This window comes from Streptomyces sp. CG 926, from assembly GCF_003148825.1.
Classification (GTDB): domain Bacteria; phylum Actinomycetota; class Actinomycetes; order Streptomycetales; family Streptomycetaceae; genus Streptomyces.
In genome coordinates, this window is the sequence record NZ_QGGZ01000004.1 from 291,172 (window position 1) to 312,547 (window position 21,376).

General features: G+C 70.0%; 17 protein-coding genes and 1 pseudogene. 13 read left to right on the plus strand and 5 right to left on the minus strand.

The window, feature by feature from the left end:
• The first annotated feature begins 24 nt into the window (after positions 1–24).
• Positions 25–744 (plus strand): ZIP family metal transporter, encoded by a 720-nt coding sequence (locus BCL76_RS13500; RefSeq protein WP_109779711.1) that lies wholly within the window; start codon positions 25–27, stop codon positions 742–744.
• 22 nt (positions 745–766) lie between these two features.
• Here the strand turns inward: BCL76_RS13500 and BCL76_RS13505 are convergent, their stop codons facing one another.
• Positions 767–2,275: a S1 RNA-binding domain-containing protein gene (locus tag BCL76_RS13505; protein ID WP_109779712.1), complete on the minus strand. Its 1,509-nt coding sequence runs from the start codon at positions 2,273–2,275 to the stop codon at positions 767–769.
• Between the two features lie 90 nt (positions 2,276–2,365).
• Between BCL76_RS13505 and BCL76_RS13510 the strand changes: the two genes are divergently transcribed.
• Entirely contained in the window at positions 2,366–3,298 is a 933-nt protein-coding gene (locus BCL76_RS13510; protein ID WP_109779713.1) for an aminoglycoside phosphotransferase family protein, read from the plus strand.
• Positions 3,299–3,616: 318 nt separating this feature from the next.
• Here BCL76_RS13510 and BCL76_RS13515 read toward each other — a convergent pair whose 3' ends face one another.
• From BCL76_RS13515 to BCL76_RS13525, 3 genes are read right to left on the minus strand one after another with little or no spacing between them, the layout of a single operon-like run.
• Positions 3,617–5,683 (minus strand): iron ABC transporter permease, encoded by a 2,067-nt coding sequence (locus tag BCL76_RS13515; protein ID WP_109779714.1) that lies wholly within the window; start codon positions 5,681–5,683, stop codon positions 3,617–3,619.
• 4 nt (positions 5,684–5,687) lie between these two features.
• Positions 5,688–6,665, minus strand: a complete 978-nt coding sequence (locus BCL76_RS13520) for an iron-siderophore ABC transporter substrate-binding protein (RefSeq protein ID WP_109779715.1) — start codon at positions 6,663–6,665, stop codon at positions 5,688–5,690.
• Complete coding sequence (locus tag BCL76_RS13525; protein ID WP_109779716.1) at positions 6,662–7,522, minus strand: ABC transporter ATP-binding protein; 861 nt, start codon at positions 7,520–7,522, stop codon at positions 6,662–6,664. The genes BCL76_RS13520 and BCL76_RS13525 overlap by 4 nt, the downstream gene beginning before the upstream one ends.
• Positions 7,523–7,737: 215 nt before the next feature.
• Here BCL76_RS13525 and BCL76_RS13530 point away from each other — a divergent pair, with 215 nt between their 5' ends.
• From BCL76_RS13530 to BCL76_RS13545, 4 genes are all read left to right on the plus strand, one after another.
• Positions 7,738–8,436 carry a response regulator transcription factor gene (locus tag BCL76_RS13530; protein WP_109779717.1) on the plus strand — a complete coding sequence of 233 codons (699 nt, stop codon included), beginning with the start codon at positions 7,738–7,740 and terminating at the stop codon, positions 8,434–8,436.
• Positions 8,433–9,809 carry a HAMP domain-containing sensor histidine kinase gene (locus BCL76_RS13535; RefSeq protein WP_109779718.1) on the plus strand — a complete coding sequence of 459 codons (1,377 nt, stop codon included), beginning with the start codon at positions 8,433–8,435 and terminating at the stop codon, positions 9,807–9,809. The genes BCL76_RS13530 and BCL76_RS13535 overlap by 4 nt, the downstream gene beginning before the upstream one ends.
• A gap of 169 nt (positions 9,810–9,978) precedes the next feature.
• Complete coding sequence (locus BCL76_RS13540) at positions 9,979–10,236, plus strand: hypothetical protein (protein ID WP_146228370.1); 258 nt, start codon at positions 9,979–9,981, stop codon at positions 10,234–10,236.
• A gap of 37 nt (positions 10,237–10,273) precedes the next feature.
• Positions 10,274–11,089: an IS5 family transposase gene (locus tag BCL76_RS13545; RefSeq protein ID WP_109779720.1), complete on the plus strand. Its 816-nt coding sequence runs from the start codon at positions 10,274–10,276 to the stop codon at positions 11,087–11,089.
• On the opposite strand, the pseudogene BCL76_RS13550 reads toward BCL76_RS13545, so the two are convergent.
• Positions 11,078–12,067, minus strand: a pseudogene (locus BCL76_RS13550) (IS481 family transposase). The gene BCL76_RS13545 and the pseudogene BCL76_RS13550 overlap by 12 nt on opposite strands.
• Before the next feature lie 407 nt (positions 12,068–12,474).
• Between BCL76_RS13550 and BCL76_RS38530 the strand changes: the two are divergent.
• The 7 genes from BCL76_RS38530 to BCL76_RS13585 all read left to right on the plus strand — a co-directional run bounded on the left by BCL76_RS38530 (position 12,475) and on the right by BCL76_RS13585 (position 21,143).
• Positions 12,475–12,864 (plus strand): hypothetical protein, encoded by a 390-nt coding sequence (locus BCL76_RS38530; protein ID WP_146228371.1) that lies wholly within the window; start codon positions 12,475–12,477, stop codon positions 12,862–12,864.
• Positions 12,830–13,624, plus strand: coding sequence for a hypothetical protein (locus tag BCL76_RS13560; protein ID WP_109779722.1), 795 nt, complete (start codon positions 12,830–12,832; stop codon positions 13,622–13,624). The genes BCL76_RS38530 and BCL76_RS13560 overlap by 35 nt, the downstream gene beginning before the upstream one ends.
• Before the next feature lie 2,260 nt (positions 13,625–15,884).
• Positions 15,885–16,043 carry a hypothetical protein gene (locus BCL76_RS38935; protein ID WP_181382539.1) on the plus strand — a complete coding sequence of 53 codons (159 nt, stop codon included), beginning with the start codon at positions 15,885–15,887 and terminating at the stop codon, positions 16,041–16,043.
• A gap of 68 nt (positions 16,044–16,111) precedes the next feature.
• Positions 16,112–18,373 (plus strand): MMPL family transporter, encoded by a 2,262-nt coding sequence (locus tag BCL76_RS13570; RefSeq protein ID WP_109779724.1) that lies wholly within the window; start codon positions 16,112–16,114, stop codon positions 18,371–18,373.
• Positions 18,370–19,092, plus strand: coding sequence for an LmeA family phospholipid-binding protein (locus BCL76_RS13575; RefSeq protein ID WP_109779725.1), 723 nt, complete (start codon positions 18,370–18,372; stop codon positions 19,090–19,092). Before BCL76_RS13570 ends, BCL76_RS13575 begins: the two co-directional genes overlap by 4 nt.
• Before the next feature lie 127 nt (positions 19,093–19,219).
• A complete protein-coding gene (locus BCL76_RS13580; protein ID WP_109779726.1) occupies positions 19,220–19,951 on the plus strand; it encodes a TetR-like C-terminal domain-containing protein in 732 nt (243 codons plus the stop codon).
• A gap of 40 nt (positions 19,952–19,991) precedes the next feature.
• Positions 19,992–21,143 carry an MAB_1171c family putative transporter gene (locus BCL76_RS13585; RefSeq protein ID WP_109779727.1) on the plus strand — a complete coding sequence of 384 codons (1,152 nt, stop codon included), beginning with the start codon at positions 19,992–19,994 and terminating at the stop codon, positions 21,141–21,143.
• Positions 21,144–21,376 lie beyond the last annotated feature (233 nt).

A 21,376-nucleotide genomic window follows, 5' to 3' on the forward strand; every position in this document is an offset into this window, starting at 1 on the left:
GCGGACGGCCGTCCAGGAGGTCCGATGCATGCTCTCGCGGCGGCCGGATGGGGCGCACTCGCGGCGTTCTCCCTGGTCATCGGCGCTTGGCTGGCGCTGCGCCACGCTCCGTCGCCGAGGGTGACCGGTCTGATCCTGGGCTTCGGCGCGGGGGCGCTGATCGCGGCCGTGGCGTACGAGCTCGTGCCGAGGGAGCGCTTCGAGAGCGCGTGGGACTTCCTGGCCGTCGGCGTCGGCGCCCTGACCTTCTTCCTCCTCGACGGCGTGCTCGCGCAGAAGGCCACGGCGCAGCGTGCGACGGGGAGCGCGCACAACGCGAATCGCTCCATCGTGCTCGGCGCCCTGCTGGACGGCATTCCCGAGTCCCTGGTGCTGGGGATGGGTCTGGCCGCCGGCGGCCAGGTCAGCGTTCCGTTCCTGGCGGCGGTGTTCCTGTCGAACCTCCCCGAGAGCCTCGGCGCCACGGCCGGCATGCGTGAGGAGGGTCGGGAGCCGGGTGGGGTGTACCGCATCTGGTGGGGCATCACCGCGATCTCGGGGGCGTGCGCCGCGCTGGGGTACGGGCTGGTGGGGTTCGTCCCCGGCACGGAGGGTCGGCTGGTGCAGGCCTTCGCGGCGGGGGCGGTCCTGACGATGCTCGCGAACTCGATGATGCCGGAGGCCTTCGAGCTGGGCGGCAGGCTCACGGGCCTGTCGACCGTGCTCGGCTTCGCGGCCGCCGGTGCGCTCTCCCTGCTGGAGTGACACCGCACCGGCGGCCGCCCGCTCAGCCCTCCGGGGACAGACTGATCCGGCGCAGCTCCAGGTCCACGTCGAGCAGGGTGACGCGTACGTCGTCCCCGGTCGCACAGGTCCTGCCGGCGAGCTCGCTCTCGTGGAGGAGACCCTCGATGCCGGGTGCGAGCCGCACGAACACACCGAACGGAACGATCTTCGTGACGGTGCCTGCGAAGGTGTCGCCGACCCGGTGGGCCCCGGCGAAGGTGCGCCAGGGGTCCGGGTGCAGTGCTTTCACGGACAGGCTCACGCGCTCCCACTCCAGGTCGATCTGGAGGATCTCGGCGCGGATCCGACGGCCGATCGGGGCCACCTCGTCCAGGTCCTCGAAGTGCTCCCAGGACATCTCGGGGACGCGCAGGAAGCCCATGGAGCACCCCCGCTCGTGTTCCAGGTCCCGCTCCAGGTCCCGCTCCAGGTCCAGGTCCACGTGCACACCGACGTCGTCCAGGCCGCTCACCACGGTGCCGGTCACCACGTCCTCGGTCCGCAGCGAACGGAGCAGGGTCCGCCGTTCGTCGGCAGGGGTGCGGTTGCTGCGCCAACGGGCCCGTACGACGCCGTCGGCGTCCGGCAGCACTCCGGCGAGCAGCGGGCGGCGATCGGTCGGTGCCAGGGGTACCAGGCCGGCCCGGCGGCCCGGGCCGGTCGTGATCATCGGGTAGGCGTGATCGGTCCGGCCCATCCACGGCTCGGCGATGCGCGCCCGGAGGGTCCCGTCGGAATTCTGCTGGACCAGGAGTTCGAGCCGCTGCGAGCGCAGGACGGCGGCGCGGACGGCCTCGATGTCGTCGGTCAGGTCCGGCCACACGGCCGTCCGGGCCCGCGGGGTCAGCAGGGCCCGTACCCGGGTGACCTCGGCGGCGGTGGTCGGTCGGTGCCACCGGCGGTCGCCGCCGACGTGCTGTTCTTCGACGAGTACCCCGCCGTGCTCGGCGACCAGGCGGCGGACCTCCGTCCAGAAGGCACCGTCCGCGGGCGGGCGGCGGTCGATGTCGTCGAGGGCGGGGTCGTACGGGGAGCGTTCGACCGGTTCGACGGTCAGCCCCGATCGGCGGGCGTGCGCCGCGGCCTCCGCGTGCGGCGTCGCACCCCCGACGTAGAGGTCGTGCCGTTCGCCGACGTGGAGGAAGAACCCGCCCTCGGCGTGCAGCCGACACCAGGGGCCTTCGCGCAGCAGCATGGCCCGCAGGAGTTCCAGACCGACGTCGAGCGATACGCGGGCACCGTCGTGGTAGCCGGACGGTCCGGGCGGGCCGGGCGGGCCGGACGGGTCAGGCCGGTACGCGGGGAACAGCTCCGCCAACTCCGGTGCTCTCGGGGCTGAGCGGACCCGGAAGGAGAAGAATCCGCAGGCCATCGGGTTGTCGATCGTCAGCCGGTCGACGCCGGCCTGCTGAGCGAAGTGGCGCGCCGCGGCGACGAAGGCTTCGGCCACCTGTTCCCGGACGGCGAAGGGGACGGCGGCGGGGGTGAGCCGGTAGGTGAAGGGCGGCATATCAGCGGCCCCGGCGGCTCGAAGTCGCCCGGAGGGCCGGTCGCGGACGGACAGAAGAATGGATCATGAGGCCCAGCGTAAGGTACCGGGATGATCCAGACACCGGAGGCGTTCACGCGCAGCACGGTCGAGCGCGAGGGCGCTGCCGGAACCGCTTGGCTCGCCGAACTGCCGGGGATCGTCGACGAGTTACTGGAGCGCTGGGAGTGCGTACCGGACGGCGCGGTCATGCACGGAGGTGTCGGGATCATCGTTCCGGTGCTGCGGCGGGCCACGGAACCGGCCGTGGTGAAGGTGTCCTTCCCGCACCCCGGCAACGTCCATGAGCCGGACGCGTTCGAAGCGTGGGGCGGGAACGGTGCGGTCCTGTTGCACGAGCGCGACGACGCGCGCTTCGCGATGTTGCTGGAACGGGTTCGGACTTCGACGCTGGAGGAGGTCCAGGACGGCGACGAGGTGGTGACGGTGGCGGGGCGACTCAGCCGCCGACTGGCCGTCCCGGCGCCGGCCGGTCTGCCGCGGCTACGGGACCGGAGCGATTCCTGGGAGGAGCAACTCCGCCTGGACCAGGCAGAATTGATGCACACAATGCCGTCGTACGTGGTGGACGAGGCGGTGGCGACCGTCCACGAGCTGGGGCGCACCCAGCCGGACATCCTGATCCACGGCGACCTCCACGCCAGGAACATCCTGCGCGCGGACCGCGAGCCGTGGCTCGCCGTCGACCCCAAGGGCTATGCGGGAGACCCGGCCTACGACGGGGGCACCCTGCTCAAGACGCGCGCGTTGTCCCTCCTCGGAGCGGAGGACCTGGGCAAGGCGGTCCACCGCACCCTGGACGTCTTCGTCGAGGCCGCGGAGCTCGATCGCGAACGCGTCCGACGCTGGGCTCAACTGCACGCCGTTCAGACGGCGTTCTGGGGGCGTCGGCACGGCTTCCGGGTCGCCCGCAGCGGACCGGCACTCGCCTGGATCACGGAATTCGCCGATGACCTGGCGCAGTTGCTGGCGCGGCCCGCCTGATCTCGACCCACGAGGCCCTGGTCCCGTACGCGGCGCGGATGCGGGGCGGCGCGGATGCGGCGACACCGCTCGCCCCACCCGCGCCGTTCCCGTGCGTCTCCGGCGCACCCTCTGCCAAGTCCAGGCCCAGGCCCGCGCCGGGGTTGCTCGCCCCGAACACCGCGGAGATCCTGGACCGCCACGGCCTCGCCGAACTGGCCACCCGTATGCCCGCGGTCGCCTCGGTCCTGCTGGACCTGGGCCGGCGCGGTCAGTTGCCGGCCGCCGGTCCGGCGCGGTTCCGCGCCGTACCCGGCCTTCGGGCGACTCCGACAAGAGCTAACGGCGGCTGCGGACGAGCAGGTGGAGGAAGTACGGGGTGCCGATCACCGCGGTCATCAGGCCGGCGCCGAGCTGGGCCGGTGCGATCACGGTGCGGCCCACCAGGTCCGCCGTGCAGACGAGGACGGCGCCGAGGAGCACGGCGACCGGAACCACCCGGTCGTGCTGCCGGCCCACGAGTGCGCGGGCGGCGTGCGGTGCGACGAGTCCCACGAAGCCGATCGTGCCGGCGGCGGCCACTGCGGTGGCGCTGAGCAGGACGCCGAGCAGGAGGAAGCCGAAGCGGCTGCTGCCCAGGCTCAGTCCGAGCAGCCTCGGGGTGTCCTCGTCGAGCGACACGAGGTCGAGTTCGGTGCGCCGGGCGACCGAGACGACCAGGCCCACGACGAGGACGATCGCGAGCGGCACCACGTCGGGCAGGGTCCGGCCGTAGGTGGAGCCGGACAACCAGGTGAGCGCCTTCGTGGCGTTGAACGGGTCGGTGAGGATGATGAGGAGGCTGACGAGGGCGGCCGACGCGGTGGCGACGCCGAACCCGACGAGGACCAGCCGGTTCTGCTGGAACCCGCCGCGCGCGGCCAGCCCGAACACGATGACGGAGCTGAGGGCGGCGCCCGCGAACGCAGCGCCGGCCACGCTCCAGGATCCGGCCAGGGGCACGGTCGTCACGAGGAGCACGGCGCCCAGCGCCGCGCCGCCGGAGACGCCGAGGACGCCCGGTTCGGCGAGCGGGTTGCGGGTGACGGCCTGGACCAGGGTTCCGGCCAGGGCGAGCGCGGCGCCGGCGAGGAGGGCGGCGACGACACGGGGCACCCGGGTGTCCAGGACGAAGGTGGTCGTCCGGCCGGCCCGGCCCTGGGCCCAGTTCAGCACGTCGCCGAGCAGCAGTTTGCTGTCTCCCACCAGCACGGCGGTGACGATCACGCCGATGAGGACGGTCACCAAGGCCGCCGTGGTGACGAGGAAGACGGTCCGGCTCCTGATGCGCAACCGGTCGACGGCCCCGGCTCCGGCGGTGTCCTTGACCCGGATGGCCATGACGATCAGGAAGACGGCTCCGACCAGGCTGGTGACGACGCCGGTGGGCACGGCGACGGCCACGTCGGTCCGTACGACGGACCGCAGCAGGACGTCGGAGCCGAGCACCAGAGCCGCACCGGTGAGGCCCGCGACCGGCAGGCCCGCGCGGTTGCGGGTGAACCCGCGGAATCTGCGGGCGAGCGGGCGGACGAGGGCGGGGGCGCACATTCCGACGAAGCCGACGGGGCCGGCGAGCGTGACGGCGGCCGTGGAGAGCAGGGCGGCGAGCACGACGGCGGTGACCCGGGTGGACCGGACGGGGACGCCGAGGCCGCGGGCGGCGTCGTCGCCGAGTGCCAGGGCGTCGACGCGGCGGGCCAGGAGCAGCAGTCCGACGAGGCCGACGAGGCCGATCGGTGCCATCTGCAGGAGCCCGTCGAAGCCGTGTTGGGCGATGCTGCCCTGGTTCCACCGGAAGATGCCCGCGGTCTGCTGGGGGAACAGCAGGAGCAGGCCTTCGGTGACGGCGGACAGGCCGAGGGTGAGGGCGCTGCCCGCGAGGACGAGCCGGACGGTGCCGGCGCCGAGGCCGGACAGTCCGAGGACGACGGCCGACGCGGCGAGGCCGCCGACGAAGGCGACGCCGGAGGAGGCCAGCAGCGGGAGCGAGGCGCCGGAGACGGCGAGGAGGCCGAGGCCGAAGTAGGAGCCTGCGTTGACGGCGAGGGTGTCGGGCGAGGCGAGGACGTTGCGGCTGACCGCCTGGAGGGCGGCGCCCGCCATGCCGAGGACGGCGCCGACGAACAGCCCCGCGGCCATCCTCGGGAGCCGGGAGGCGATGACGACGGACGCGTCGCCCGGGTCGGCCCGGCCGGTGAGCGCCCGCCACACCTCGGACGCGCCGACGGAGGCCGTGCCCTGGGTGATGTCGACGGCCGCGAGGCCGGCGACGAGGAGGACCAGCGCGGCCGTCACCGCGGCCGCTCCCGTCCGGGAGGTGACCGACGACGGACGGGTGGCGGCAGTTGTTGCGGTGACGGCCATGGTGCTACTTCGTCAGTGCGGCGACGACGGAGTCGATGTACTTGTTCATCGACTCGGTACCGCCGAACATCCAGATGCCGTCGGGCAGTCGGTTGACGTTGCCCTTCTGCACGAACGGGAGCGAGGTCCACACCTTGTCCTGTGCGAGGGCACCGGCGAAGGGGTTGCTGTCCTTGTCGCCGTCGTTGCCGATGTAGGCGAACTCCACGTCACCGAGCTTGGTGAGGCCCTCGACGTCGCTGGTGGCCAGACCGTAGGCCTCGTCACCCTGGACCGTCCAGGCGTTCTTCAGGCCGAGCTTCTCGTTGACCCCGCCGATGAGCGAACCGCTGGTGTAGGGCCGGATCGAGACCTGGTTGGAGATGACGTACCCGTCGGCGAAGGCGTACGCGGCGCCGCCCTTGCCGGCGTCGGCGAGCGCCTTCTTGCCCTGGTCCAGCTTGGCCTGGAAGCCCTGCTTGAGCTTGTCGGACTGCGCCGTGGTGCCGGTGGCCTGGGCGATGAGGTCCAGGTTCTTGGTCATCTGGCCGATCGGGTCCTTGGCGTCGCCGGGGCGGACCTCCAGGACCGGGGCGACCTTGCGCAGCTGCTGCATGGCGGCCGGCGGCAGGTCGGAGGTGGCGATGACGAGGTCGGGCTTGAGCGAGGCGATGGTGTCCATGCTCGGCTCACCGCGCGTGCCGATGTCCTTGGGATCGTTCTTGAGCGGGACAGCGGTGTTCCACGTCTTGTAGCCGGTGACGTCGGCGACGCCGACCGGGTCGACACCCAGCGAGATCAGGCTCTCGACGACGTTCCACTCGGTGCCGACGACCTTCTTGGCGGGGCCGGCGAGCTCCACCTTCGCGCCCGAGGCGTCGGTGAGGGTGATCGGCTCGGCGGTCTTCTTCGCGTCGTCGGCGGCGGGCTCGGTGGTCCCGCAAGCGGTCAGGGTGAGGGCCGCGACGGTGGCGGCCGCCACGGTGAGGAGGAGTCGTCTCATGAGGTGGTACTGAGCCTTTCGGTACGCAAGTGGTGGCGGCCTATCGCGCGGGTGCGCAACTGGCCTGTCAGGGGGTCGGTCGCGACGTCGATGCGGATGCCGTAGGTGTCGGTCAGCCGCTCGGGGGTGAGGACGTCTTCGGGCCCGCCGTCGGCGATGACCCGTCCCGCGTGGAGCAGGACGATCCGGTCGGCCACGGCGGCGGCCTGGTCGAGGTCGTGCAGTACGGCGCCCACGGCGATCCCGTGGTCGTCCGCCAGATCGCGCATGAGGTCGAGGAGTTCGACCTGGTAGCGCAGGTCCAGGTAGGTCGTCGGTTCGTCGAGGAGGAGCACGCCCGTCTCCTGGGCGAGGCAGCCGGCCAGCCAGACGCGCTGGAGCTGTCCGCCGGAGAGGTGCTCGGCGCCGCGTTCGGCGAGTTCCCCGACGCCCGTGAGGGCGAGCGCGCGGTCGACCGCGGCCCGGCCGCCCGGATCGTCCCTGCCCCAGCGTCCGCGGTAGGGGTACCGGCCGAATTCGACCAGGTCCCGTACCGTCAGTCCGCTCGGCGTGGGGCGCCCCTGTGTCAGGAGGGCGACGCGGCGCGAGAACTCACGGGGGCTCAGGGCGAAGCCGTCGGCGTCCCCGTCGATGACGAGGGTGCCGGTCCGCGGCCGCTGCAGCCGGGCGATCGTGCGCAGCATCGTGGACTTGCCGCTGCCGTTCGGTCCCACCAGGACGGTCACTTCACCGGGTCGCAGCGTCATGGAGGCGTCGTGTACGACGTCGATGCCGTCGTACGCCACGGTGACGCCCTGGGCGGTGAGTTCATGACCCTGGGGACGCGTGGCGCCGGTGGTCTCTTCAGCTGCTTGCACGACAGTTAGGTTAGCCTAACCTCAGAATATGGCAAGCACTTCCATCCGAGTGACCGCAAGAGCGAGAATCGGCCACGTGTGCACTACGGACATATGCCCCACCAGGGGTGCGGCCGGCGCATTGTTCGGGGAATGTACGGATGACGGCGCGCCCACCGGAAGGGCTGGTCGGCGCGGTTAGCATCGATGCTGCCGACCGCGGTTGAAAGGCAGTGATGACGGAGTCCAGGGGCCTCGTGCTGATCGTCGAGGACGAGCGCCACATCTCCGACGTGCAACGCCTCTACCTGACCCGTGAGGGCTTCGGCGTCCACGTCGAGGCCGACGGGGCCGCCGGTCTCGCGGCCGCGAGGCGCATGCACCCGGTGGCGATCGTCCTGGACATCGGGCTGCCCGGCATGGACGGCATCGCCTTCTGCCGCGCCCTGCGGGACGCCGGCGACTGGACACCGGTCCTGCTGGTCACCGCCCGTGGTGAGGAGGCCGACCGGATCCTCGGCCTCGAACTCGGCGCGGACGACTATCTGACCAAGCCCTTCTCCCCGCGCGAGCTGGTCGCCCGGGTCAAGACCGTACTGCGCCGGGCGGCGGGCCCGCCCGTCCCGCCCGGTCCGCCGGCCGGGAGCACCGACGGCCGGCTCAGCGTGGACCCGGTCAGCCGCACCGTGCGCCGAGACGGCGAGCCCGTCGAGCTCACCGCCACCGAGTTCAACCTGCTCTCCCACCTCCTGCGGCACGCGGGCCAGGTCTTCACCCGTGAGCAACTGCTCGCCCAGGTCTGGGGGTACGCCGGCTACCGCGACACCCGCATGGTCGACGTCTTCGTCTCGCAGGTACGCGCCAAGCTCGGCGACGCGAGCCCGATCCGTACGGTCCGCGGCGTCGGGTACAGCGCGACGGCTCCCGGCCCGTGAACCGCCCCCGTCCGAGTTCCCTCGCCCGCAAGATCGTGGTGCTGACCACCGTCGTGGCGGCGCTCGCGGTGGCCCTCACCGGACTGATCGCCTGGCAGACCGCCGCGCACGGCGCCGAACAGCGCGAACGCGACCAGCTGACCCGCCAGGCGACGGTCCTCAGCCGGCTGCCGGCCGTGTCCGAGGCACTCTTCACCGGCGCCCAGGTACTGGCCGGACCGAACGAGGTCCAGCTCGCGGTCATCGCCCAGGACGGCACCGTGAGCGGAACCGCCGGCCCGGCCGTCGACAGGACGTCCAAATCCGCCCTGCTGAAGGGCGATCCCGTGTCCACCACCGGCATCCTCGGCGGCCAGGAGGTGCTGCTGGTCGGGCGGCCCGGCGTACGCGGCGGCGCGGTCGTGCTGACCGAGCCGTACGCGGTCGTCACCGAGAACACGAACCGGATCCGGCGCAATGTGATCGTGCCGCTGGTCCTCGGCATGCTCGGCGCCGCCCTGGCCGGAGCGCTCCTGGCCCGCCGGATCGCCCGTCCGCTCGTGACGGCCGCGCAGATCGCGCACCGGCTCGCCGACGGCGAACGCGGCGTACCGGCCCCCGTCGACGGCCCCCGGGAGACCGCGGACATCGGGCGCGCGCTCAATGTCCTGGACCGGGCGCTGGCCCACAGCGAGAACCGACAGCGGGAGTTCCTGCTCTCCGTCTCCCACGACCTGCGCACCCCGCTGACCGCGCTCCAAGGGTACGCCGAGGCACTCGCCGACGGTCTGATCGAGCCGGAGCGGGTGCCCGAGGTGGGCGGCATCCTCGCCGACGAGACCCGGCGGCTGGATCGGTTCCTGGGGGACCTGTTGGACCTGGCCCGGTTGGAGGCGGACGATTTCCGCCTGGACGTGGCGCCGGCGGACCTCGGCGCGCTGCTCAGCGAGGCCGCCGCGTTCTGGACCGGCCTGTGCGCGCGTCACGGCGTCGATCTGCGGCTCGAACGGCCGGACCTGCCCGTCGTCGTGGCGACGGACGCCTTCCGGGTCCGGCAACTGCTCGACGGTCTGGTGCAGAACGCGCTGCGCGTCACCCCCGAGGGCGCTCCCCTGGTCCTCGCCGTCCGCCGGGCCGCCACCGGCGGCGGGGCCGAACTGCAGGTCCGCGACGGCGGGCCCGGCCTCACCGACGACGACGTAAGCATCGCCTTCGACCACGGCGCCCTCCACGAGCGCTACCGCGACACCCGCCCGGTCGGCAGCGGCCTCGGGCTCGCCATCGCCCACCGCCTGACCGGCCGGCTCGGCGCCACCATCCGCGTCGAGGGGCACGGCCCGGAAGGCGGCGCCTGCTTCACCGTCACCCTCCCGTCGGAGCCCGCCCCCACCTAGGCCGTTTCCTTCGGATCACGGAGAATCGGCCTGTGCTGCGTGTTGTGAGGGCGTGCGCTGGAGTAGAGGGGCAGGAATGACGCTCGTAGTCGACCTGCGTCGAGGGGGCTGTGTGTCCCGGACCGGGCGAAAGCCCGGACCTCGGCCGTCAGTAGGGGTGCTGGAGCGGTTGGTCGACGACAACGATGAGTTCTGGACGGTCGTCGAACGGCTCGGCCGGCACCGGGTTCCCAGCCTGGCCCGCATCGATCCATACGGGGACACCACCCTGCGCGGTGAGGCGGTGGACCAAATGGTGCGGGAGTTGGGAGGTGTGGATCTCGCACGCCTCGGGAGTGGCGAGCACGAGGTGGTGACGACGCTGCTGGCCTGGGGCCTGCGGTGCCGTACCGACCGAGAGCTGCGGATTGCCTTCTCCGGTGACTAGATCGTCGCCTTTCGATCATCGGATCGTTGGTTGATGTGTGTCGCTGACTGACGCCCAGTGGGCCCGCACAGAGCCGTTGCTGCCGGACCGGACCGCTCGGCGGGGTGGACGGTGGCGGGATCACCGGCAGGTGATCGACGCGATCGCGTTCAAGTACCGCACCGGCGCACCGTGGACGGACCTGCCCGAACACTTCGGCTCGTGGAAGGGAGCCCACAACCGCCTGCGGATGTGGGCCGCCGACGGCACCTGGGAGAAGGTGTTCACCGCCCTGCTCGCTCACGCCGACGCCGAAGGCGACCTCGGCTGGGTCGTCGCCGTCGACTCCACGATCGTCCGCGCTCATCAGCACACCGCCGGGGCCCGTCAGAAGGGGCCCTGCGGCAAGCCGGCCGACCATGCCCTCGGCCGCTCCCGCGGTGGTCTGACCACCAGGATTCACCGCGCCGCGGACGGCCACTGCCGACAGCTGGCGTTCGTCATCACCCCTGGCCAAGCAGGCGACGCACCGGCGTTCCCACAGGTCATGGCCCGATTACGAGCGCCCCGACGAATCGGCCGCCCAAGGATCACGCCGGACGCGGTCCTGGCCGACAAGGCCTGTTCGTCCCGGACGATCCGCCGTCATCTGCAGCGGCGCGGGATCCGAGCGGTGATCCCGCAACCGACTGACCAGGCCGGCGGCCGCCCGCCCGCCTTCGACCGCGAGGCCTACAAACAGCGAAACACCGTCGAAGGCTGCATCAACAAGCTCAAGCAGTGGCGCGGCCTGGCCACTCGCTACGGCAAGACCGCCACCATTTACCTCGCCGGACTCCACCTCGCCGCCATCTTCATCTGGTCAGCAAGGTGATCCGAAGGAAACGGCCCAGGTGCGTTGTCCGGACAGGTTGGTGCCGCGGCTGGCGGGTGTTTGGCCGTGGATGCCGGTGTGGGGTGGGTGGTAGCTGTACCGGTGCAGCCAGTCGGTGAACGCTTTCATGCGTTCGTGGTCTCAGGTGTAGGGCCGGTGCTAGGCCCATTCCTCGAGCAGGGTGCGGTGGAAGCGTTCGACCTCGCCGTTGGTCTGGGGCCGCCAGGGCCGGGTCCAGCGTGGTTGGATGCCCAGGTCACGGCAGGTCTGGCGCCAGGTGTTCTTTCTATAGACCCAGGCGTTGTCGGTCAGGACGCGTTCGACGGTGATGCCCAGACTCGCGAACCAGGCGGTGGCCCGGGTCAGGAAGCCGGCGCAGGTCGGGGCGGTCTCGTCGGGGAGATCTTCGGTGTAGGCCAGGCGGGTGTGGTCGTCCAGGGCGGTGTGGAGGTAGACGTATCCGGCGCCGTTGCGGCGGTCCTTGTTCGGGCTGCCCGCGGCCCGGCCGAGGGTCTTGTGGCCGCCGCCGTCGGGGATCCGTCCGAGTTTCTTGACGTCGATGTGGACGAGTTCGCCGGGCCGTTGCCGTTCGTAGCGGCGGACGGGCTCGCCGGTGGCGCGGTCGAGTGCGGCCAGGGGCGGCCGGCCGTGGCGGATCAGGATGCGGTGGGCGGTGGAGGGTGCGATGCCGCAGCGGGCGGCCAGTCGCAGGGGGCCGATGGGGTGTTCGCGCCGTAGCCGGAGCACCTCCGCCTCGACCGCGGCCGCCGTCCGCAGAAGTTGGCGGTGGGGTCGGCTGGTGCGGTCACTCATTCCGGCGATGCCGAGTTGGCGGTAGCGGCCGGCCCAGCGGGCCGCGGTGGTGTGGCTGACCTGAAAACACTCCACCGCACGTCGGATCGGCCAGCCGTCGTCCACGACGCACCGGGCCAGGCGAAGACGTCCGGTCTCCGTCAGCGGGGCATTACGGTGAGGCACGAGGGCCTCCTGCCTTCGGTGGAGATGTCGCAATCCACACCGAACCCGGAGGCCCTCACCCATTTCAACAACCCAGCACGCATGTCACCAACGTCCCGGGACAACACACCTGGTCCCGGCCGGCACGAAGTGGCCGGCCAAGCCGGGCGGCTTCCAGGCGGTGATCCTGACCGGGCTGGGCCTGCTGGTGCTGGCCTGCGCGGCCCTTCCGCTGACTTTCGGCAACCGGGCAGACATCCTCTCCACTACACCCTGCTGGTCGTGGCATCCGGGGCCGTCGCGATCGCGGGGACCGCGATCGTCCACCGGGTCGGGCCCAGGCTCATCCAGGTCCCCGGCTTCAAGGCCGCGGCACCCGGCATCGCGCCGGACTCTTCGCGATCGTGGTCTGGCAGGGCCAAGGCCCCGTGGCCGATCACTTCTTCGCCGGCCCGCACGAGCGCTACGAACGCGAACTCGGCGACGGATGCCTGTCCGCCAGCCCCTACCGCAGCGGCGCGGTACAGACCCGCGTCGAGTACGGCGTCCTCCTCGTCACCCCCACCAGCCGCGGAACGACCCTGTGTCTGGGATCTGGCGAAGACGACAGCACCCACCCCCTTCGCCCGGTGGATGCCGCGGTGCGCAAGGTCCTCGACGACGTTCGGGGTGCTGACCGGACGCTCGGGGTCGGGCCGGGTATCAGAATCCGCTGCTCGAACTTTGGCGGGCGCCTCGGTCGATCCATTGGATCGGCGTGGTGGGGAGATTACTTGATGGCTCGTGCTGTATCTGTTCAGCATGACAGTCACGCCTGATCATGTCCGCGCTCTGGCCGATGCCTATCGGAAGACGTTGGACGCAGGGGACGCCATCTTCCAGGGTGACCCGCTCAGCCGGAAGACTCTCGTCGCAATCGTGGTGAAGTCGGCTACTACGCAATCTGACTGGCTAGAAACGCGTGTCCCCAATGGGGGAGAGTTGAAGGAAGACCTGGAAGGGCTCGTCTCAACTCTGGCTAAGTACGATGTCGTTGGGGCCAACCTCGCATCGACGAAGCAGTGGCTCAGGAAGCAGACAATCATTCTGATCGGCGCAGTGTGTGCGCTGGTAGCGTGGCCGGCGTGGGTCGGGATCGTCGTTGCCTGGGCAGGTGGCATCTTGCTGGGCGCTTACAGTCTGGGATACCGGCTAGGTCTTCTTCTGGGCAGCACCCTGCTTATGTGGCTCTGTATGGGTGTCTGGAAGGCTGCAACCAGCAAGGACTTTCGTCGATTCCTCGGAATGCCTAAAGCGATCGGCCTGCAGGAAAGCGAGCTGTTCCGCTCTCATGCTCTGCCTGCTCTCGAAGCAATGCGTGCCAGTCATGACGGTGCATCTGTGACAGGCCTTGACACTCCTGTCGTTCGTGAACTACGAGTATGGGCATACCTTCTGCTTGTGTTGTCAGTCGTCATCTTTGTCGTCGTCGCGACGCAGTTCGTTCTGGGGCTCCTCGCCGCCTTCAGCTGTAAAGCAAATGCGCCCGTCATCGACTATCCATGGACGCCCGAAGACGATACGAAGGTCTGCTCCTAAGGGCTGTCCCGTAAGTCAGGGCGCAGAGCTGGCCCCTGGGCCACCGATAGCCCATGCGGATGGCCTTGACGTCCCATGGGCCGGACAGACGACCAGCAGGGTATAGCAAACAGGGGCCGACCGCGCCGCCTCGTCGAGGACGGGCATGTGCCAAAAAAGTGGCGGAAGTAAACCCTCGTGACCGGAGATCTCGACCCCCTTCAGCCCCGAAGCCAGCAGGACCTCGGGCGCAGTGACCGGCAGCCAGCGGCGCGTAAGGCTGCGTCTCTCGACCTACGAGGAGCCCACGTCGGCGCAGTCATCGTGGCCGTCGCTGCGGTTCTCCTTGCCTGGAACGGCAAGCTGGTCGCTCTAGGCATCGTCGGTGGGATCTTCTCGCTCTTGTTCGCCGTAGGTCTAGAAGACTGTCCCGTACTCCAGTGGGTGGCTGGGGCGTCACCGGCGGACCAGTTCCGTCCCAGCTTGCAGCATTCAGCCGAGCGCCTCAACCAGACCCGGCAGCCCACTCCCAACGGCACAGGACCGCCTCAGGGGCTGTGACTTGCCACCCTGCCCTGTGGGGTCAGCCGTTGGCCTTGTCTACAGCGGGATTGACCTTGTTCGCCTGGTCAACCATGTCCTGCGTGATCGTCCCGCCCGGCCCGGCCTTGATGATGCGGTTGACAAGGCTGCCCGAACAGACTGCGGCTCGTTCTCGTCGAAGTTCATCTCATCCCCCCAACCCTGACGCGACCGAGACCACGTCGGCAGAGGAGCACCAGGAGGATACGGATCAGGTACTAATGCGAGTTGCAGCGTCCTGTAGGAGACTAATAAGTGACCTATCAGACCAAGCTCGCAGGCTTGCTCCGAAACCAGCCCGCAATCTCGAACGGCTGGAGAATTGCCATGCGTTCCAAGTGCATCCTCCCCCTTGCTGCCGCATTCACGTTAGCTATAGCAGCGCACGCGACAGCCACCCCGAATCAGGTAATTCGCTCGACTTCGGTTCGCATCACCAACAGCGCCTCGGGCCCCCTAGTAGGAGGGTGGTGGCCGGGCGGCTGTTATGCCGCCGGTCCGCCGAGTTGTGCAGGTTTGACATTGTAGACGGGTGGAAGCATCTATGGCCTCACCGTCGAAGATGGCGCATATCGGATACATTGGTACGGGAAATGCTGGGATCTACTAAATGGCGGCTTGGGAAATGGGACGCACATAACACTCAACGAGTGTACGAATTCCAATACCCGGCATTGGACGCATGGCCCCGGTGTTCAGTTCGGCGACTTTCCCTGGTATCGCGGCAACCTTGAAAATGTCGCAAGCGGAAGATGTCTGGATGCCGAGAACCCAAACTTTCCCCTTCCTCCCAAGATAGGCGCGCGCCTGCAGATATGGGACTGTGCAAAAAATAAGCTGGACCCTAAGCACGTCAATCAGTGGTGGAGCATTCCTGAGGACTCCTGGCCGTTCCCCCAGTAGATGCTAGGTTGCCCAGGTCCCCAGGCTCTCTAATTAGGCATCGAGATCGGAGGGGGTGACGGCCTTGAAGCAGTGGAACTGGCGACCCTGTCTCGACTGTAAGGTCTTATTCCAGACCGGTTCGAATGGCGACTTTGGAAGCATATGCCCACACAACAATGGCGGCGCCCATCGTATAACCGGCAACAACTACATCCTCAGCGATGACAACACCTTGGGGTTCCTTGGCCTTACACAGAGTGGTTGGCACGAGTGCGTTTTCTGCGCTTCCCTATATTTCGCCGGCCACCCCGCGTTGCCCGGTAGGATATATTCGTACGAGAGCGGTAGCTGTATAGCATTTCACCCGAACCATGCCGCACATTCTGCCGACCAGCCCCCGGGTCACGCCTTCAAGGCCCCTCTGGGCCCGCCACCGTTCACTCTGATCCATAGCATAGGTGACGGTGATCACCTGCTCAGCAAGTGGCGCAATTGCTGGAAATGTCAGGTGCTTTTCTATGGTGGACATACAGATAGTCAAGGTAGGTGTGCCGCCGGGGGGGAGCATGAGGGTCATAATTCTGAACCTGGGGTGCTTAATTTCACACTGCGATATCTGTAGCAGCCTAAGGTTCTCTCGCGACTTCAGGACCGCCCACTCGGGGAGGGGCTCGCCCGGACCTCCAGCCGCCCGGCTCCGAGGAGGTCAGCCAGCCTGCCCGTAGCTGGCCGCCGGCCCCACCGTGCCAGAACCGAACCGTGCGTTGAGCAAGTCGATCGCCTTCTCCGCTCGCAGTCTGCGCTCGCGGCCCTGGTGGAAGGACACCTGCCCGGCAACCGCGTCCAGATCGACGTCAAGTTCATCGAGCCCGTCGGTGCCCCGGCCGCGACGGACAAGACCCCGGCCCCGGTCACAGGCGAAGCCCCCAAGACCCGCCGCCGGGCCAAGTACTACCAGTTCACGACGGCCTAGCCGTCTCCCTTACATTCACCGAACAATGTGCCCACGGCCCCCTTACACACACCGAGCACAGTGGCCCCATGAACACTGAATCGGCCCGGCGGCCGGGGCTCCTCCACCGGAGCGGGCGCTGGTGCGCCCGGCACGCCTGGCGCGTCGTCGCCCTGTGGGTACTGGCACTGGTCGGCCTCGGGCTCGCCAACCACGCCTGGGGCGGCACCTACGCGGACAGCTTCTCCCTCCCCGGTACCAGCACCCAGACCGGCGCCGACCTGCTGACGGCCCACACCACCGGGGCCGGCGGCACGGCCTCCGCCATCGTGATCACCTCCGACAAGGGCGCGCTCACCGATCACCGTGCGGCGATCGAGACGGCCGTCGCCGATCTGGGCCGGCTCCCGGACGTCCTGTCGGTGGCCGACCCGCTCACCACCCCCGGGGCCGTCTCCGCGGACGGCGGGACCGCCCAGGTGACCGTCCGCTTCGACGGCAACCCGGCGAGCTTCGACCCCGGCTACCTCGCCGAGGTGGACACCGCCGTCGAGCCGCTGCGCGCCGACGACATCACCGTCGAGTACGGGGCTCCGCTCGGCGAGCTGGCCACCCCCAAGTCCGCCGACCGCGCCTCGGAGGCGATCGGGCTGGCCGTCGCCGTGCTGGTGCTGCTGGTCGGCTTCGGCAGTGTCGCCGCCACCGGCCTGCCCCTGGTGACGGCCGTGCTGGGCCTGTCCGTGAGCCTGGCCGGACTCGGGCTGCTCGCCGGGCACTTCAGCTTCGCCCAGGCCGCCCCGACCCTGGCCGCGATGATGGGCCTCGGTGTCGGCATCGACTACGCCCTCTTCCTCGCCACCCGCTACCGGGCCCTGCTGCACGCCGGGGCCGACCCCGACGAGGCGGTCGGCCGTACGGTCGCCACCAGCGGCCGGGCCGTACTGGTGGCCGCCGCAACGGTGGCCATGGCCCTGTGCGGGTTGTGCGCCTCCGGCGTGGGCTTCATCGGCGCCCTCGGCGTCGCCGCCGGACTCAGTGTCCTGGTGGCCGCCGCCGCGTCGGTGACCTTGACCCCCGCCCTGCTGGGTCTGCTCGGCCACCGGATCGACCGCCTCCATGTCCGCGAGCCGGTCGCCGAACCCACCGGCGAGGCCGACGTCTGGCACCGCTGGGCCGTCAGGGTGAGCCGCCGCCCATGGCTGTTCCTGGCCGGCGGCCTGCTCGTACTCGGCGTACTCGCCGTCCCCCTCGCGTCCATGCAGCTCGGACACGTCGACGCCGGCGCGCAGTCCACCGGCCGGACCGACCGCCGGGCCTACGATCTGATCACCGAGGAGTTCGGCCCCGGCGCCAACGGCCCGCTCACCGTCGTCACCCACCTCGACAGCCGGCACGCCGAGAGCGAGAGCCTGCGCCAAGGCCTCGCGGTCTCGCTCCAGCGCGAGCTGGCGGCCGTACCGGGCGTCGCCTCGGTGACTCCCCCGGTGCCCAGCCCCGACCACGCCCTGCTCATCACCACGGTCGTGCCCACCACCGGCCCGCAGGACGCGGCCACCGCGGACCTGATCCACACCCTGCGGGACGAGACGGTGCCCCGGACCCTGTCGGGCACCGGAGCCACCGGCTACCTCACCGGCACGACCGCCGCCGCCCAGACCTTCACCGACACCCTCAGCGCCAAACTGCCCCTGATCATCGCCGTGGTCGTCGCCGCCGCGTTCCTGCTGCTGCTCACCGTCTTCCGCAGCCCACTGGTGGCGCTCAAGGCCGCCGTGCTCAACCTCTTCTCCATCGCCGCCGCCTACGGCGTGGTCGTCGCGGTCTTCCAATGGGGCTGGGGCGGCGCGCTGTTCGGCATCACGGAGAAGGTGCCCGTCGAGTCCTACGTACCGATGATGATGTTCGCGATCGTCTTCGGGCTCTCCATGGACTACGAGGTGTTCCTGCTCTCCCGGATCCGCGAGACCTGGCTCCACTCCGAGGACAACCACCTGGCCGTCGCCACCGGCCTCGCCGCGACCGCCCGCGTCATCACCTGCGCGGCCCTGATCATGACCAGCGTCTTCCTGGCCTTCCTGCTCTCCACGAACGTCGCCGTCAAAATGCTCGCGCTGGGCCTCGGCGTCAGCGTCATCATCGACGCCACCGTGGTCCGCCTGCTGCTGGTACCCGCGTCCATGTACCTCCTCGGGCGCGCCAACTGGTGGCTCCCGGACTGGCTGGACCGGTTCCTTCCGCACCTCGACCCGGAAGGCCCCGCCGACGCGCCCGAGCCCGTCGACATATCCGATCCCACCTCGGACTCCGGTTCCTCCCCCGATCTCGCACCCGCCCGAGGAGAACGGCGATGAAGCACGCCCTGACGAGGACCCGGGTGGTCCTGCGCCGGCATCTCGTCCTCACAATCACGGCCACCGTGCTGCTGCTCGCCGTCGTCGCCGCCGGCGCGGCCGAATACACGGTCCGCGGGGTCATCCACAGCCGTGTGCTGAAGGCGGCTCCCGGCCTGGGCGACGACGTGGCGGTCGGTGTCGCCGGCGGCTGGGCCCTGTGGGACCTGGCGCACGAGAGCATTCCCCGGCTCGACATCAGCAGCGACGACGCCCAGGTCGGCCGGCTCTCCCAAGTCCGCGTCCGGGCGCGGCTGGACGACGTCCGCCTCGACGGGACGACCACCGTCGCCGGCACCCACGCCGACGTGACGGTCTCCACCCAGTCCCTCGCCGCCGCGATCCGCGCCGCCGTGCCGTCCGTGGCGGTGGCCGCGGTCACCACCGACCCGGCGCGGGGGACGGTACTGGCGGACGTCGGTCCGGGCGGCCTGGGGCGGCTGACGCTGCGTCCGACTCTCGCGGACGGCAAGGTCACGCTCGCCGTCGACGGGCTCACCCTGTTCGGCCGCTCCGTCCCCACCGACCGGCTCGGGATCGCGGCCGGTGGCCTCGGCCCGCAGGCGGGCGCGCCGAAGGAGTACCCGCTCGGACTCGTCGCGACCTCCGCCGAGGTCCGGTCGGACGGCCTGCACGTCGCCCTGACGGGCGGCCGCAGCACCCTGCCGTCCGGCACCTGACGGCCCCTGCTCGACCGCATTCGCCCGGAACGTTCCGTACCCGCCCGGTGGCCGGATCACAGCGCATGACCAGGGCGTTCGAGAGGCCGTTCGGGCGCCCGAAGTTGTCGGCGGGTACGGTTCCGGCATGGATGTTTCCGCAATCGGTCCGAGCGAGGACGACGACATCACCCTGGCGGTGGTGATCAAGGACATCGCACGTCAGCAGCTGGTCGAGCTGGGCGCCCAAGGGCTGTCCCCGGATGCCGTGGCGCGCGCCGGCGGCCTTCCGGTCGCCGATGTCGAGGCCGCCTTCCCGCACCGCGACGATCTGCTGACCGCACTGGTCATCGACGCCTACGACGCGTCCGGCGAGGCGATGGAACAGGCCGACGTCGTCGCCACGAAGGCCGGCGCGTCCGGGGGCGCCCGACTCCTCGCCGTCACCCGGGCGCTGCGGCGGTGGTCCTTCGCCAACCCCGGCGAGTTCACCCTGATCTACGGCTCACCCGTACCCGGCTACCACGCCCCGCAGGACACGGTCCCCTCGGCCTCGCGCACCCCCGCGGTGCTCGCCGGCATCGTGCGCTCCGCACTGGAGGCCGGCGAACTCACCCCGCCCCGGCGGCCGGTGCCCGGCCCCCCACTGCTCCTGCCGGAGGCCCTGCACCTCTTCGGCGGCGCGCCCGAGGCTCCGTTCTCGGACATCGTCGAGCGCGGCATCGTCCTGTGGAGCAATCTGATCGGCCTCCTGGTCTTCCAGGTCTTCAGCCGTACCCACGACAGCGTCCGGGACGAGGCCGCGTTCTTCGACTACGCCATCGCCGTGGCCGCCGAGAGCATCGGCCTCGAGGTCCCTCCGGCCGAGCACACCGACTGACCCGTCCGCCGCCCGTGCGGCACCGGCAGAAAACCAGGACGTGAACACCACCAGAACCCTCTGCTTCGTCATAGCCTCGCTCTCGTCGTACGCGGCGCTCGTCTATCGACTGTGCCAGGCGCGGCGCAGTTGGAAGGACGGCGCGTACCGCACGCTGATCGCCACTCTGCTGCTCCAGTGCCTCACCTTCACCATGGGGGCCTTGGCCATGGGGGGCGCGCCCCTCCTGGGGGTCGGCAACCTCGCCGTGCTCCTCATGCACCTGTCGGCGGTGGCCTTCTGCGTCAGCGCGCAGATCATCCTGCTGCGCTGGGCCGCCGCGGACGAGGAGGCCGTACGCAAGACCCGCTACTGGCTGGTCACCGGAATCGTCCTCGACGTGCTGCTGACGGCCCTGTTCTTCCTCGCCGACGGCACCGGCAGGCCGGCCTCGGACTTCGACGGCACCAGCGAGCCGCTGCTGCTCACCTATCTCCTGGCGTTCATCGTCTCGCAGGCGATTCCGTGCGTCACGATCTACCTGCAGTGCGGTCCGTACGCGCGGATGACGGACAACGCCTCGCTGCGTCAGGCCCTGCGGCTGCTCTCGGTCACCGCCGTGGTCCTGTTCCTCTACTGCACGGCCAGGACGGTCAACATCCTCACGGCGGCGTTCGGGGTCGACATCGGCGCCTGGAAGGTCGCCGCCTCGGTGTTCAGCACCGCGGGCATCGTCATGCTCTCGCTCAGCCTGACCAACTCCTCCTGGGGCCCGGCCGCGACCCGACTCCTGGAGTGGGCCCACACGTACCGGTCGTACCGGGCGCTCTACCCGCTCTGGCGGGACCTGTACGAGTCCTCCCCGGACATCGCCCTGGAGCCGCCGGGTGCCGCGGTGTCCGACCTGGACTACCGCCTGCACCGTCGGGTCGTCGAAATACGGGACGGGTGGCGGGACTTGCGTCCGTACATCGACCGGGCCGCCGGCGAGGGGTGCGATCCGGCCAAGGAGGCGAGCGCGGAATCTCGGCAGGCCTACACCGAAGCCGCACAGATCAAGCGCGCCTTGCAGGCAAAACTGACCGACACGGTCCCTCAGAACAACAAGGACGCGGGCGACTTCGACGACCGCGATACGAACAACTTCGCGGCAGAGCTCGCATGGCTCACCCAAGTGGCAGCCGCCTACAGTAAGCTCGACAAGGCGAGTTGAGAACTCCCGCCCGGTTTGCATCCCCCGTCAAACCGGGCGGGTATCCCGTTTCCCCGCTGTCTTGCGGCCGGACGGGTGGCTCCCGCCCGGACTGGCCCGGCCCATCCCCCGAGGGCCGGGCCAGTCCGATGTCACCGGCGACCAACTGTGCGTCCCCCGTGAGCGCAAGTTAGCTGCCAGCTATCGGCCGGACCCCACGTTCGCCGAGTCCTGGTCAATTGTCAACCAACCGC